A 14,271-nucleotide genomic window follows, 5' to 3' on the forward strand; every position below is an offset into this window, starting at 1 on the left:
GGAGGCTAGGAACGCCACGACGGCGGCATCTCCGCAGGTTCACCGAAGCGCCCAAGGGCCGTGTAGGCCTCGATCGCTTTAACCATGCCTGCATCTTCACGCACGGCTGCATTCATATCGGTGCGCGTCCGGCCCGGCGCGACAGCACTGCCCGTCATCCCTCGCGGCCCCAGTTCGTGAGCAAGCGCATGGGTAAGCTTATTGATACTCGCCTTCGCCGCCGAAGACACGGGGATCGCCGAATGCGGCGGGTGAGCTTGCCTACGTTTGGGTGTGGTGCTTTGAGTGTCGATCCGTCAACCAGGTACGCGCTGTGGGCCGGCGCCGCTCGTCCTCTGAGTCGAAGAAGCTTGGATCTCCTCTACGCCTTGATGGCGGCTTATCCAGCCGCTGTCTCGACGCAGGAGCTGCGAAGCTCGTTTGGCGCGATGCGGATGGGAAAAGTCAGTTGCGAGGGGTCGTGCTGAAACTGAGGCAGGTACTCATGCCCGCGCTCGGCCCGGGCGCCACCGATGCGGTCAATAATACCTATTACTGCCTGACTCTTCCTGTCACTCGCCTTTGAGCAGCGTCGGCTCGATCGAGGGTGCCTGTACATTGATGTGAGCCGCTAGACATTTTGCTAGCCGGCTCCAGTAGACGATTCATCGGCAGCGCGCCTCAACTCACACCAGTGGGCCCTTCCAGGACGAGGCGGACCTTGCGGGCCAGATCCGCCCGCGCATAGGGCTTGTGGATCATCTCAAATTCCCGACCGCCTGCATCCTCGCGCTCAACCGACGAATTGGCATAACCGGTGGTGAGCAAGATCCTGATTCGCGGCATCCGCTCGCGCACCTGACGCGCGAGCATGACACCATTCATGCTGCCGGGCATAATGAGGTCGGTAAAAAGCAAATCGAATGTCTCGCCATCATCAAGCCGCTTTAATGCGGCGGTGGCGTTGTGCGAAACAGACACCGTGTACCCGTAATCCTCGAGGATGTCCCGGGCGAGTTCGGCCACATCCTCGCGATCTTCGACGACCAAGACGCGGGCGTGACCGTGCTGCTCGTTGACCGCCGCTTGGTGCTTCTCGATGGGATGGGTGATATCCGGGCCCACGGCCGGAAAGAAAAGCCTCACCGTTGTTCCCACACCGTCTTCCGAGGTCAGGTGCACGCTGCCCCCGGACTGACGCGCGAAGCCGTAGACCATCGAAAGCCCGAGACCCGTTCCGCGTCCCTCTTCCTTCGTCGTGAAAAAAGGCTCCATCACACGCGTGATGATGTCGGGCGACATACCGGAGCCCGTGTCAGTGACCGCAATTTCCACGTAGTCGCCGGGGCGAAGATCACTATAGAGCCGTGAATCCGCCGCGGTGATATGGACTTTCTTCGTGCCGATGGTGATGCGCTGATTGCCTCGACCTGCCATGGCATCACGCGCGTTGATGACAACATTCAGCAGTGCTACTTCGCCCTGAGTCGGGTCGATACGACAGAGCGGCAAGTCGTCGTCAAACTCCAGGCGGATATCCGCAGCTTCGCCAAGCACCCGTACCATCATGTCGTGCATGCCAGAGATAAGCGCGTTGGCGTTAACGGTCCGGCCGTCGAGACGTTGCTTGCGCGCAAAGGCAAGGAGCTGTTGGGTCAAGGTGGCAGCACGCTGCACCGCGCGTTGCGAGGATTCAACATAGCGGGCGACGCGCACGGGGTCGGCGACTGGCTTCTCATTGGTCATCACGATGCCTTCCAAATAACCGGTGATGACCTGCAGGAGGTTGTTGAAGTCATGTGCGATGCCACCCGTCAGCTGCCCCAGGGCTTCCATCTTTTGCGCCTGGCGCAGCGCGTCTTCGGCATCACGCCGCCGGCTCACATCGAGCTGGCTGGCGAAGAAATAGATGAGCTTGCCGTCGCGGTCAAAGATGGGCGAGATGAAGAGCGCATTCCAGAACGTCGAACCGTCCTTTTTGTAGTTCAGGACCTCGGTGGCTATCTCCCTGCGCTCGGCAATGGCTTTTCGAACCTCGGCGATGGTTTCCTCATCGGTGTCTTTGCCTTGGAGAAAACGACAGTTCTCCCCAAGCAGCTCCTGCGCCTCATATCCCGTCATGCGGATAAAGGCCTCATTGGCAAACACGATGGGGTTATCAGGGAGGTTGGGGTTGGTCACAATCATTGGCATGCGGGTGGTCTGCACCGCTGCGAAGAAGATGTCGTGTTCCGGATGGTCCATCCCGGTATAACCAATTTCCGCGCGCTGCCCTTTCTCGGGCATTTGGGCTAACCATGTGGGCTCGTCGGTCATTGGAATCCAGAAATGCGGCACCAGAACGTCACGGTCGGGATTCGACCGCGGTCGTGGCGCATGGAAGATTGACCGTAGTTTAGCGGGTAAGGCGCAATAACGGCCATACTCGTGATTCGCGCCGGTGCTCACTTGTCAAGCAGCCGTGAAAGCCGCTGGCAGATGGTCCAGGATTTGCTTTGCCCTTGAGGATGGCGGCCACGGCTACGGTATCCCCGTTCGCCGCGCTGCCTTGTCTCTTGCTAAACCACAGTCTTTCGCGCTCTGCAGCCAGCGACGGGCGTTCATCCAATCGCGTAGAATTGGCGCTCGGCGCCGACCTCCCGCCCGCTAGAGCGACCGTCGCGGCGTCGATGGCCGGGATGCGCGATGCACAAGGCAACGTATCGCGAAAATACTTATGGTCCGAACAGGGTTGGCGGTCGGTAAAGAGTGGTAGCCAGCCGTGCCCATGGGACGGGCACGGCTGGCGAAGCAATCGGACCGACCACGTCAGCTGCATCTCCGCTAGCAGCCCGGACGCGTCAGGCGATCAGTTCGTACCGCAGGTCATAACGACCATGGCGCGCGGTGGAGAAATGAACGGCTGACCACCTGGCGCGATCAGGCCGGTGTCCAGCTCCGGCGCCGTCGATAAGACGACAGTCCATTCCTGGCAGTCAGAGTGCTCGGGCAGGCGAAACTCAACTCCGTCCGCCCATGCGTTCACGAGAATGAGGAGGGTCGTGTCCGTGCCCGGGCGCTGCACGCCCGTCTGTTGTGCGCGGCCATCGATGAGGGCCGCAATGGAACGTGCCCCGGCGTCGGTCCACTGGGCCTCGCCCGCTTCTGACCCATCGGGGGCCAACCACACAATGTCCCGCACGCCGCTGGCCTCGTCGTAGCGCCCATCGAGAAACCGGCCCCGGCGCAGCAGGGGGTACCGAAGGCGCAGGGCCGTCAATTCGCGCACGAAGTCGGCCAAACGTCCCTCGGAAGGGTCACGTTCCCAGCCTATCCAAGCAATGGCGCTGTCTTGACCATACGTGTTGTTGTTGCCGCCTTGAGTCTGGCCGCGCTCATCACCAGCCAGCAGCATCGGCGTGCCCTTGGACAGGAATAGGGTGGCGAGCAGGTTGCGCATTTGCCGCTCACGCAGGCCCTGGACGCCACTGTCGTCAGTTTCACCCTCGACTCCGCAATTCCACGAATGATTGTTGTCCGAGCCGTCTTTGTTGTCCTCGCCGTTGGCATCGTTGTGCTTACCGTTGTAGCTCACCAGGTCGTAAAGCGTGAAGCCGTCGTGCGCGGTGATGAAGTTAACGCTGGCCCAAGGCCGCCGGCCGCGCTTGTCGAAGAAATCGGCCGAGCCGGTGAGGCGCTTGCCAAAGTCGGCCAGCATCCCCTCGTCGCCTTTCCAAAACGCACGGACATCGTCGCGGAAGCGATCGTTCCACTCCGCCCAGCCCGGCGGAAAGTGGCCCACTTGGTAGCCCCCCGGACCGCAGTCCCACGGTTCGGCGATCATTTTGACGGTAGCCAACATGGGGTCTTGCGCGACGGCGTCCAAAATGCCTCCCCGCTGATCGAAACCAGTCGGTTCGCGCCCCAAGATGGTCGCCAGATCAAACCGGAATCCATCGACATGCATCTCGTTGACCCAATACCGGAGCGAGTCCGTGACCATCTGCACGACCCGGGGATGGCTCACATTGAGGGTGTTCCCGGTGCCCGTGTCGTTGATGTAAAAGCGGGGGTCGTCGGTCAGCCGGTAATAGGACACGTTGTCGATGCCGCGCAAGGACAGGGTGGGACCCAACTCACTGCCTTCGGCCGTGTGGTTGTAGACCACATCCAGGAGCACCTCGAGGCCGTGCTGATGAGCTGCCTTCACCAGGTCGCGGAATTCGTCGCGGTGGCCGCTCGACAGATACCGCCGCTTGATGGCAAAAAAGCCAATGGTGTTGTAGCCCCAGTAGTTGCGGCGCTCTGCTTCCAGCAGGTGACGGTCGTCGAGGTAGGCATGCATTGGCAACAGTTCCACGGCTGTGACGCCAAGCGAACGAATGCCCTCCAGCACTGCCGGCGTGGCAAGCCCGGCGCACGTGCCGCGCACCTCATCCGCAACTGCCGGATGCCGCATGGTGTAGCCGCGGACGTGAGTCTCCATGATGACCGTCTCATCCCATGGTGTCATGGGACGCTGGTCGTCGGACCAATCGTACTCATCGCTCACCACTACAGCCTTCGGGACAAACGGCCCACTGTCCCGTTCGTCGAAGCTCAAGTCCTTGTCGGGGTGGCCCACGGTGTAGCCGCTGCGCGCTTATCCTTGAGCCAGAGAGCGAACTAGGCGATCCCCGTTCAGCTCTGTGACCACCGCGCCCCAGAGCAGCGCGAATTAATCGCTTATTCCCGATTCGGCCGCCGGTTCCCGTCTATTTCACACGTCGTCAAGTGGGTATCGTCGTAGGCAATGGTGCAGGCGGTCCGGTAGGAGCGCGGCATCCGTACGACGCGCTCGCTCGAGAACAGAACGCTGCGGACCGGGCGAAACGTAAAGACTCCGTTTCCGTGACTTGCCGCGACTGGCGAGATCGCTCTATTGTGGGTCTAGTCGAAGTCTCTGCTAGAGCATCAGTTCTTTTTGCTCCTTCTCGGTAGCCGGAGCGCCAAACTAGGTTTTGCATTCGGTCAGAACTCTGTGCCACTACAAGCGGCATGCCGCTTGTCTTAAAATTCGATGTCAGCTCCGCGTGCTTTTCCTCCACCTCCATATCCGCGATCCATGGATGCTCCTAAAACTCCAGACGGCCGATATTTGATCGTAAGAGGACGGCTGTGGCGAACGACCAAGCCCAACCTGGGCGAGCAGGAGCGGGAACGCTTGGTCCACGAACTGATGAACGCTCGGCGCGCCGTCAAAGCGGCAAAGGCAAACGAGGACGACAAGGGAGTAGCCGCCGCGCGCCGAGCTGTGAACAGCGCAAAGACGGCATTGGGCGAGCGAGGACCGGTATGGTGGACGGACGGGGCCAAAGACTTCAATCGAACGCTTGTGAAGAACACCCCATATGCGAGCTGGTTCTTTGAGCAGTCTCAAGCGCCGATCAGATGAGCCGACAGACTGGCTGTTATCCACGACACTATTCATTGTGAGCCGACGTCGTGCTTGCACCGAGGCGGCACATGTGAGGGCGCGTCATCGCTCAAAAGATGGTTTCTTAGCAAGCTTTTTTGAATAACTGGCGCCTTTTCCGCGCGACGAACCGCTATTGCATAATGGTAGCCGTACTGAAGCCCCCCCAGCCAATGATTCAGACGCCGATTTGCATGTCATTTATTGCAAGCGTCTTACACGAGACCATTTCGCTTTTTTTGGTCCTTGGCAGTGGATCCTAATACCGGCCTTCCGACGCCAGTTTGCCACCCGTGGGCAAAGCGCTGGCGAGATGAGAAAAACCCGCGGTGGGGAGGCCGCGGGTGGGGGAGAAACCGTCTGCGTCAATGCACGGACGGCGTAAGGGCGTGCCCTATGTGCACGGCGTCCATGCCGTGCTGAATTAGCCGACGCTTGGCCGTCGCGAGGACGGGTAGCTCTGCTTGGTTGGACGTCAGAAGCGGAAACGTACGTAAGCGGCCGGCCCGTTAAGTTTCATGTCCAAATTTAGGTTGAGCTTGTCGCCGTTGCTGTAGCGCTTATCCTTGTTGAGGCTGATGCGCGTGTATGCGTATTCAGCGCCGACGCCAACGTTTCGCCACGGATACCACTCCACGCCGAGCGCCGCATCGATGATATGGCCATTGAGGTCACCACCGTTCTTCTTGACACCCGACGCATTGAAATACATGCGCCACTGGTCGTTGAAGGCATGCCGCCAGCCAAGCTGAAGATTCGGCGCCCAAGCGTTAGTCCCGCCAGAGGTGCTCGCCGACGCCGTCTCGTCGTTAAGGTTGCCGGAGGCCGACAGGCTGCCGTGGACCTTATAATAGGCCGCGCCGAGCCCAAGGCCGAACACGTCGTCGCCTTCGCCGAACCACCACTTGTAGGCCGCGCTTCCAAAGGTGAAATCCAGCTTCGCCTTGGCCTGGGCGTTGGCGGTCAACTCAGTCCCGAGAACATTGGCGCCGGCCGTCCAGTCCATGCTTCGGCTGCGGTTGATCTCGTAATAGTCAAAGCTAAAGCCCTGGTGGGCGCCGATGAGGAAGTCAAAACGGGCGCGCGGGACGGTCTTTTTCTTGGCAAACCCGAGGTCGTCCTCGAATTTCAGACCTGCGCTGCTGTTGCCGACATTCGTGTGAGCGGTCAGGTTGGTGTCGTTCGAGGCTCGGTAGGCGCCGACCCAGATGCTGAAATTGTCGAGCGCCGCCGACTGCGACTTCTTGTCTCCCTCGTCGGCAAAGGCGGCGAGGGGTAGGGCGGCGATGCCGAGGATGGAGCACATCGCAAACGCAAAGCTGGTTTTCTTCATGGCGTGATTATCCGGGGTGGGCCAGTGCGACAGGGTGCGTCGCCCCGTCGCGTGCAGGGAGCACGCCAAGTGGGAGACGCACCAGTTTCAGCGCCGCGGACAATAGTTTTCACCCAGTGAAAAGTCGGTGAGCGTCGGAGCCAGGGCGGCCGTCCAACCGTGAAGTTCCGTACATCGACCGCCGAAGTGCCCCTCAAAGCTCGCCGGAGATACGCCTCTGGCAAAAGACGCAGACGAGGACAGCCAGCCCATCGTTCAGATGCGTCCTCGGGCGAAAGGTTGCCGGCTACCCGAGTGGGGAGTGCCAGAGGGCATTGAGGCACCGGTCAAGCTCACGAGGCAGGTCCAGCTTCGCGTGCACTGCCCAGCGTTCGGCAGCAATCCGCAACGCTGCCAGGCCTGTGGCCGCCAACAACCTGCACTCGAGTTTGGGAGCGCGGGTTAAGGCAGCAACCGCGCGGCCGAGTTCGACCTCCCACCGCTCAAGCTCAGTGAGCTGGCGAGCCCGCAGTTGGTCGTTAGAGAACAACAGTTGTGCCAAGTCGCGCCCCGCCCCTTCGACACCGATGGAGACAGTTTGCATAAGCGCGAAGCGAATAACGTCTTTGGGAGAGCTGTCTTTGCTGCACAGCTTGGCGAACGATTTGAGGTGGCCGATACCGCGGTCGGCCACGGAGAAAACCAGCGCTTCCTTGCTTGGAAAGTAGTTGAAGAAAGTTCGCTTCGTCACGCCCACAGCCGCCGCCAGCTGGTCGATTGTGGTCGCATCGAAGCCCTGCTCGCGAAACAGGGCGAAGGCAACGCGTTCGAATGACGCGCGCGTGTTGTCCATCCGTTGTCGGCGCCGACCGACCGCTTTACTGCCCGTCACCGTTGTCTCCGTTCATGCCATCTCCAAAGCATACGGCATTGCTGTGCAGGGATCGTGGCGAGAGGCCGCGCCTTTGCCTTCGGCGGCCCGCGGTCAGCAAGCTGTCTCCACCGTGTCGTCATAGCGTGTGATGTTCCAACGTCCCAAGGCTCTTGCGTGCTAGATGCCAAGCCCGTCCGGAATGCTGTCTACACTAGGCGCTAAGGCGGCCGACCTGACGCGCGTCTCGCTGGCTGCGCTTGCGGCCGATTCTGTCTCTCGGCTGACCTTGTGATAGGCCTCGCGAAGGCGGGCTCTCTTGTTTTCAGCCAAGCACCCGTTGGCCTCCTGGTGGAACGGATACGGTCAACAAGCAAGAGGCCAACGCACCATTGGGACGGTTCTCAGTCAGTCGCTCGATGAGTAGCGAGCCACGCAGGTGCGAAGGCTACGTCTGCGGCTTAGACTGCTCAGGGCGGGGCGGCGTGCGCCCCCGGCGTGGCCGGCCTTCCGTTTCTTGCAGCACCTTCGAACAGGCGGGGCAATGGCCAGCCCCTTCTAAGGTCGCCTAGCGGAGCCCCTCGTCGCTGGCACATCGTAGGAGGCGTATCCATGGCACCTCTTCCTGTGCTTGGTTCGAACGCGCATCCCCCGACGCGGGAGGACCGTTTTCTGGCTTGCTTTCAGGTCAGGCAGCGAGACTCGTTTAACTGCGAGCTGGTGCCGTTCAATCCGGCGCTTTTGCCGGCACGAAGGGGGACACCGGGTCGCTGGCCGGGAACGTCTCCTCCAGCGCTTGATCCTGGTTGTCGCTCTCTTGCTTCTTCCGCGCCTTCTCCTCGGCGGGTGACTCCGGCTTGGTCGGCACAGCGTGGTCGGGGTGAAGAACATCGTTGCGATCGTGATTCATAACGTTCTCCCATTGGCGTCCGCACTGTTCGGGTCGGAGCGTGAACGGGAGGTCTCGGATCGGTGCGCTCGATGCGCCGGTGGCTCTGAGGCTGCGAGGGTCCGTGAAGGGAGTCAGCACTTGGCGGACTTGCCGGGGCTCCACCTGTCAGCGCTGGCTGGGTCGGACGACGGGCCCTGATCAGGTGGGTTCCTGCTCCATCCCCGTGAACGGCCGCCGCCCTCACGCCGAAGCGGCGCTTTGGGATGTAGGCTGCATCGCCAGAAACAGGGGATACATCCGTGATCAATGATGAACTTTGGCAGCAACTCGCCGAGTCGCTGCCGGGCGTGCCCTGGGGCCGAAAGCTTCATGGCAAACGGGACCGGGCGGTCTTTGAGGTGATGGCTTATTTGGCCGTGAATGGCGGCCATTGGTTTGACGTGGCGCCAGGTGGGGCGGGGCCGTCCGGCTTGCTCTGCTGGCGGCGTTACCTCGCATGGCGTGAGGCCGGGGCCTGGCCCGAACTCTGGCGCACCCTCCATGCGGGATTGCTGGCGATGGGGCACGGCGTCGCCCCGCGCGTGCCCGGGCACGCCGTGGCGGACATGGCACCGGCCAGCTTCTGGGCCAGCCAAAGGCGATCGGACGCGGTGGCTGAGGCGGCGGGCTAGCCGCGCACTGAGCCTTGGCCCTAGTTGTCCCTCAGGGCCCGAGGTGAGGAGCCAAGATGCCCATGTGTTCGGCAGCCAGCGCGATCACGGCCGCCATCTTTGCCTCTTCGGTCGGTTCTGGCACCGGCGCCCGTAAGTCTGCGGCAAGGGCGTGAGCTTTTCCCGCCAACGCGGCCCACCCGCCGGCGTGGGCGTAAGCGCCCAGCAGACCGGCGCGGAACGCCGCTTCCAACCGGTCGCCATTGCGCCACTCGGTGACGAGGGCAAGCATTTCCTGGCCCACGCCAGCGCGGGGTGTAAGAGGGATTTGGCGCGGCCTCATGGCGATCCTCGGCTGATGGTCGGCGGCATTGCCTCAAAATCGGCACGAACGTCCGGAACTGAACGGGTCTGGATGCCCAGCCGTGTGCGATGGGAAGCGCCAAGTCTGGCGCATACGAGCCGTGCCGCAGCGCGTGGTAGTTTTGAGCTTCTGGGTCAGATGAGCTGGACCGCCAAGAGCGACCCGTCATCGGTGGCGCGCCCATGGTCGCGGTGGACTAGGGCGGCCATGAGGGCAGGGTGATGCCTCTGGCGTCCTGGGTAAGCGTCCATGATCCACAAAGGCAGGACCCCATCGGTATGGAGAACGAGCAGGCTTCGGTTCACGGCTTAGTAGAACCCTCGAAGGCGGGCGGTGCGCCCAGCCTCTGAGACCCGATGGGCAACACCAAACGCCCGGTGACGTCGCCGACGGCCACGTAGTGGAGCGCGCAGGCCTGTCGTCACCAGAAGACCACAGCCCCACGCCCCCGCATGTTCCGCTCATGGCCTGATGGGCTGTATGCGCCAGCTTAACGGCATCCCGGTCCGAGGGTGGGCCGGAATGCGTCAACCCCCCGGCAGACGCGGCCGCTGGGCGCGATGGGGGCGCGTCGCAACAGAGTTGGCCGCGCGGATCGCGCGGCATTCGAGGCGATCGCCCGATTCGCCGTCGGGGGCGGGCGATGGTTGCAGCCGTGCACGGAGCATGGTCGGAGTCAGTCGCGCGCCCCTGTCGCCAGCTGGCGACGCTTTGGAGCGTGGGTGGAGGCGGACACGTGGCCGGTGCTCTGACGGGTGCTCAACAACGGCCCTCGGGAGCGAGAGTTTCAATTGGCTACGCCTGTGAGTGGGGATGCGCTGACCGATATGCTCGCAGCAGCCATTCTCAACCAGTCTACGATCGTGCCGTCCGGTGGAGCGTCAGAAATGCCGCCACAACAATGGTAGACCGAGCGTCGGTAATAGCGCAGACGTCTGCAAGATAGTCGCGGTGGGTGAGCGCGATGAAGGCGACCGGGATGGCGCCACTCGCACATGAACGCACGACGCATCTGCGTCACCGAACGTGTCGGCCCACGGCTTTGGAGCGAATTCAGCAAGCTGACCGAGCGGAGCAGCGGTGCTTGGCCACGAAAAAACACTGAGCGCAGCGACAACGCGACCGCAAACGGCGTAGCTCCGTGGGCAAATCGGCCCAAGCCGCTCAGGGTTGTACGTCCGAATCGATCAGGAAGGTCGATTTACTGACGACCTTCCCGACGGCAAGCGACCGCGACACATGAGCGAAGCACCCAGTGGCGAGGTCAGATCGACTCACTCATTCGATGGACCACTTAACCTGGTCGGCCACTTTTTCCTTGTAGATGTTCCCTGAAAAGTCGATGTGAAGTTCCGTCCACTCGCCCTTACCCTTCCGGGCCAGCACCTCATAATGCTTCGGCTTGCGATCAACCGACCCAGTGACGGTCCATCCTGCCTTCCGTGCTGCGGCAAGCGCCGCGTCGGCCGAGGCGTCTGAGTCCTTGATATCGGCCTGCTTATCGCGAGGTGGGTGATGGGGCCTCTTATGCTCCAGCTCGCTATACGGTCCGCCTTTCTTAGCGATGCGCACGACCTTAATTTCAGAGGGCCGCCGTTCACCCTCAATGGTCACGGCCAAGCCTGGCTCGAGCGAGAAAACCTCAAGCCCCTTGGGACCTAGGTCAGCCAAATGGACCGAGTCGCCGGTGTCCACCGTGAACCGATGGGCAAACACGTGGCCGATGACGCCTGCCAAAATTACCTTGTCGTGATGTGGCATGTATTTCTCCGAAGAGCGCCCACGCTTGGGCGCCTCAAGAACATGTGGCCAACATTGCGTTCCGTCAATAGCGTGCAGCTCGACGGCCTCTACCCGGTCAGTCCAGCCAACAGAGGGCGGTTTCGGTAGCATGCACCAACTTGGTCATCGGGTACACCGGAGGCGGGTCCGGGGTATACGGGGCATGTGAGCGACTCCGATTCCGGGTTGGTGTACATGCAAGCCCGGTACTACAACCCTCAGGTCGGAAGATTCCTCAGTGTCGATCCGGCCGGTGGCGGACCTGGCGACCTGTTTGTAACGGTCCGGTACAGCTACGCCAACAACAATCCCGTCGTTCTTACCGACCCGACAGCCATGGCAGCGGTCGGTGAAAACATAGACGACTATGCCACTCGAGCGGCGGCCGATGGGAGCGGCGTCAGAACATACGCGTGGATGTTTTCTGCCACAGCATGGAAGTACTTTGGCGCAGAGGAAGTCGGCCAGTGGGCCGATACGAGTAGTGCTGCCAGTGGTGACGACAAGGCGATGGCGGTGGTTTCCGTCGTCACACTAGGTAAGGGGAACGTTGCGGAAAATGGCTTTGTTACTGCGAGCAGTGGCGTTTATCGGATCGTCTTTTCGAATGGCTAGAGCTATATCGGCAGAGGCCTACCCGCACGGACACATGCGTGGGATGGGCGAGGCTATGTGTAGGTGCTAGCCACCGGGAGCGGGTCGTTGTCGACGATCATATTGTCCACGCGTTTTCGGAGCATCGGCGCGGCGAGTGATGATCCCACGCGGGCTTCCGGGGGAACGACCGGTTCGCCGCGTGGTCTGTGGGGAATTCGCTGCGTTTTTGCGTAGCTCGTCTCGCTTAGGCCCTTCCGAGTTCTGGCAAGCTCGCCGCGTCGATGGTCTTGCGAGTTCCCGTGCGCCACCGTCGGCGAGCTGGACCTTCCCGCCGTGAGGTGTCGGAGGCTGGTGGCTTCGCTGGATCGCGTCCGACGCCGAGGTGTCTTTGCCTTCGCGGTGATCCGGCAGCCGGTTGGGTGTCCTCGGCCGGTGCCGGGCAGCAGGGGTAGCTGTTGCCCGGCAGCTCGTGGCGTCGCAGCCACCGTCACTGCCGGCCATTTCTAGCGCATACTCGCTCGGTCCACGTGGGTCGATCCCTCGCTCGACGTGGAAAGTCGGCGCAGGGGCAGCAGGAGCCCGCTCGTGCGCCGGCGCTTCCCGTTGGCGCTACAACGACTTGCGTTTCGACGATGCGGCTGGCAGGCAACGCAGGTGACGGGGTAAGGATCCGACCGCCTTCGTCACCGCGTGGCCAAGCGTCGATGTCGAAAATGGCTTGACCAGTACCTGCGCCGCTTTCGGGATGCGCCCCTTCAGCGTTTCACCTGCATAGCCCGTGATGAGGATCACCGGCAGCTCGGGCTCTTCGGACCGGCACCATCGGGCCAACTCGCACCCATCCATCGAGCCCGGCAGGCCGATATCCGTCACCAGCAGGGCCAGGGGCGCGTGCGCGCGCCATGCTCGAAGGGCCGAGACGGCATCGATGGCCGTGATGACCTCATGCCCTTGCTCCCGCAAGGCAGCGGCCAGCATAGCGAGGACTTGGGGTTCGTCATCAACCAACAGGATGCGCACCCCGGGCGGCGGTACAACCGGACCGGGTGTCGACGGCACCGCATCGTTCTCGTTGGCGCCGCATTCGGGCAGGTAGAGACGCACGGTCGTGCCCTGGTTGAGCGCGCTTTCAACCTCGATGCGCCCCCCGGACTGGTGTGCGAAGCCGTGGACCTGGGACAAGCCCAGGCCCGTTCCTGTCCCAGCCGACTTGGTGGTGAAGAAAGGCTCGAACACGCGTTGGAGATCGTCCGGGGCGATGCCGGAACCTCGGTCCGTCACCGAAATACAGAGCAGCCGGTGTGCCGAGGGAGGCGTCTCGCCATCGGCGTTAACCGAGGCGGCACTCACCGAAATATAGCCGTCGCGTGGGCTGGCATCGCGGGCATTAACCAAAAGGTTGAGCAGCGCGGTTTCGAGCTGCGCGTCATCGGCAAGAGCGCAGAGATCGCCTTCCACGGAAACGCTGACATTCACATGCTGGGATGCGGTGGGACGAAGGAGGGCGGCGATCTCCGGGAGTCGGCCATTGAGGTTCACCGGTCCGGGTGCCAGCGGCGAGCGACGGGAGAAGGCCAGTAAGCGGTGCGTCATGCGTGAAGCACGCTCGACCAGTCCCGCACCGAGCCGCGCAATCGGGGCGATTCCCTCGACCGTAGATAGGTTCGCCTTCTGCTCGATCAGATCGAACGCACCACCCATGCCCTGAAGAACATTGTTGAAATCGTGCGCGATGCCCGCGGTGAGCTGCCCCATCGCCACGAGCTTGTTGTGCTGGAGGTCTTCCTCGTCCGCTCGCCGACGCGCGGTGACGTCGCTAATGATACCGGTGACGTATCGAGCGACACCGTTTTCGTACTCCGTGCGTCCCCGAGGGGCTATCCAATGGATCGAGCCGTCGGGCCAGCGCACCCGAAACTCGCAGGCAAGGCAGCCCTCGTCGCGAGCCCGCTCAAAAGCACGCGCCAGAATCGGACGGTCGTCCTCTACGATGTGCTCCAGTGCGACGGCAAGATTCCACCTGGGCTGAAGATCGCGATAGCCAAACATCTGGTCGTGGCGCAGCGAGCGCAACAGCTCGACGTCGTTGACCAAATCCAAGCGCCACACCCCCAGGTCAGCACTCTCGAGCGCCAGTTGCAGCAGGGCGTGGGGCACGTCAGCGGTCATGATGATCCTTCAGGGTTTCGTCATCATTGAGAGGGCTTTGTGATGACCAGGTGAGCCCGCCGTATTGCCGGCCCTTCAATGTCTCCTTCCGCACGGCCCCTTCACCCGTATGGCCCGAATCTCGGCCGACGCAAGAGGAAAGCCACATGGGTCAGCTGGGAGGCATGCGCTTCTTGCTCAAGCCAGCCAGCGGAGCCAGTATCGTGGGCGCTTGCGAGGCC

10 protein-coding genes and 2 pseudogenes are annotated in these 14,271 nt (G+C 62.1%); 3 read left to right on the forward strand and 9 right to left on the reverse strand.

Annotation, left to right across the window (positions count from 1 at the left end):
• Positions 1 to 5: 5 nt before the first annotated feature.
• The 3 genes and pseudogenes from VI08_RS22530 to glgX all read right to left on the reverse strand — a co-directional run.
• On the reverse strand, positions 6 to 230 hold the full coding sequence (locus tag VI08_RS22530; protein WP_198148897.1) for an SDR family oxidoreductase: 225 nt from the start codon (positions 228 to 230) through the stop codon (positions 6 to 8).
• A 430-nt stretch (positions 231 to 660) separates the two neighbouring features.
• Positions 661 to 2,223, reverse strand: coding sequence for a histidine kinase famiy protein (locus tag VI08_RS09195; RefSeq protein ID WP_428992142.1), 1,563 nt, complete (start codon positions 2,221 to 2,223; stop codon positions 661 to 663).
• A gap of 604 nt (positions 2,224 to 2,827) precedes the next feature.
• Positions 2,828 to 4,591 (reverse strand): annotated as a pseudogene (gene glgX / locus VI08_RS09200) (glycogen debranching protein GlgX); the annotation flags it as partial.
• A 471-nt stretch (positions 4,592 to 5,062) separates the two neighbouring features.
• Between glgX and VI08_RS21250 the strand changes: the two are divergent.
• Positions 5,063 to 5,392, forward strand: coding sequence for a hypothetical protein (locus VI08_RS21250; protein WP_084621395.1), 330 nt, complete (start codon positions 5,063 to 5,065; stop codon positions 5,390 to 5,392).
• A gap of 496 nt (positions 5,393 to 5,888) precedes the next feature.
• Here VI08_RS21250 and VI08_RS09205 read toward each other — a convergent pair whose 3' ends face one another.
• The 3 genes from VI08_RS09205 to VI08_RS09215 form a co-directional block, all read right to left on the reverse strand.
• Entirely contained in the window at positions 5,889 to 6,746 is an 858-nt protein-coding gene (locus VI08_RS09205; RefSeq protein WP_232309509.1) for a hypothetical protein, read from the reverse strand.
• 286 nt (positions 6,747 to 7,032) lie between these two features.
• A complete protein-coding gene (locus VI08_RS20810; protein WP_157006527.1) occupies positions 7,033 to 7,617 on the reverse strand; it encodes a TetR family transcriptional regulator in 585 nt (194 codons plus the stop codon).
• 706 nt (positions 7,618 to 8,323) lie between these two features.
• Positions 8,324 to 8,506: a hypothetical protein gene (locus VI08_RS09215; protein WP_045829282.1), complete on the reverse strand. Its 183-nt coding sequence runs from the start codon at positions 8,504 to 8,506 to the stop codon at positions 8,324 to 8,326.
• 281 nt (positions 8,507 to 8,787) lie between these two features.
• Between VI08_RS09215 and VI08_RS09220 the strand changes: the two genes are divergently transcribed.
• Positions 8,788 to 9,159, forward strand: a complete 372-nt coding sequence (locus tag VI08_RS09220; RefSeq protein ID WP_045829283.1) for a transposase — start codon at positions 8,788 to 8,790, stop codon at positions 9,157 to 9,159.
• Positions 9,160 to 9,190: 31 nt separating this feature from the next.
• Here the strand turns inward: VI08_RS09220 and VI08_RS09225 are convergent, their stop codons facing one another.
• Positions 9,191 to 9,430 carry a hypothetical protein gene (locus VI08_RS09225; RefSeq protein ID WP_045829284.1) on the reverse strand — a complete coding sequence of 80 codons (240 nt, stop codon included), beginning with the start codon at positions 9,428 to 9,430 and terminating at the stop codon, positions 9,191 to 9,193.
• A gap of 1,350 nt (positions 9,431 to 10,780) precedes the next feature.
• Positions 10,781 to 11,263 carry a hypothetical protein gene (locus VI08_RS09230; protein WP_045829285.1) on the reverse strand — a complete coding sequence of 161 codons (483 nt, stop codon included), beginning with the start codon at positions 11,261 to 11,263 and terminating at the stop codon, positions 10,781 to 10,783.
• 174 nt (positions 11,264 to 11,437) lie between these two features.
• Here VI08_RS09230 and VI08_RS21255 point away from each other — a divergent pair.
• Positions 11,438 to 11,899: pseudogene (locus VI08_RS21255) on the forward strand (RHS repeat-associated core domain-containing protein); the annotation flags it as partial.
• Positions 11,900 to 12,490: 591 nt separating this feature from the next.
• Here the strand turns inward: VI08_RS21255 and VI08_RS09235 are convergent.
• The gene (locus VI08_RS09235) at positions 12,491 to 14,050 is read right to left on the reverse strand and encodes a PAS domain-containing hybrid sensor histidine kinase/response regulator (RefSeq protein ID WP_045829286.1); all 1,560 of its coding nucleotides are present in this window, start codon (positions 14,048 to 14,050) and stop codon (positions 12,491 to 12,493) included.
• Positions 14,051 to 14,271: the final 221 nt, after the last annotated feature.

Source organism: Luteibacter yeojuensis, from assembly GCF_000964085.1.
Lineage (GTDB): Bacteria > Pseudomonadota > Gammaproteobacteria > Xanthomonadales > Rhodanobacteraceae > Luteibacter > Luteibacter yeojuensis_A.

What these genes read in the sequence shown, in the direction of transcription:
- VI08_RS09195 (WP_428992142.1), bottom strand. Translation starts at nt 2,223, where the DNA reads ATGGACCATCCGGAACACGACATCTTCTTCGCAGCGGTGCAGACCACC.
- VI08_RS21250 (WP_084621395.1), top strand. Translation starts at nt 5,063, where the DNA reads ATGGATGCTCCTAAAACTCCAGACGGCCGATATTTGATCGTAAGAGGA.
- VI08_RS09205 (WP_232309509.1), bottom strand. Translation starts at nt 6,746, where the DNA reads ATGAAGAAAACCAGCTTTGCGTTTGCGATGTGCTCCATCCTCGGCATC.
- VI08_RS09215 (WP_045829282.1), bottom strand. Translation starts at nt 8,506, where the DNA reads ATGAATCACGATCGCAACGATGTTCTTCACCCCGACCACGCTGTGCCG.
- VI08_RS09225 (WP_045829284.1), bottom strand. Translation starts at nt 9,430, where the DNA reads ATGCTTGCCCTCGTCACCGAGTGGCGCAATGGCGACCGGTTGGAAGCG.
- VI08_RS09230 (WP_045829285.1), bottom strand. Translation starts at nt 11,263, where the DNA reads ATGCCACATCACGACAAGGTAATTTTGGCAGGCGTCATCGGCCACGTG.
- VI08_RS09235 (WP_045829286.1), bottom strand. Translation starts at nt 14,050, where the DNA reads ATGACCGCTGACGTGCCCCACGCCCTGCTGCAACTGGCGCTCGAGAGT.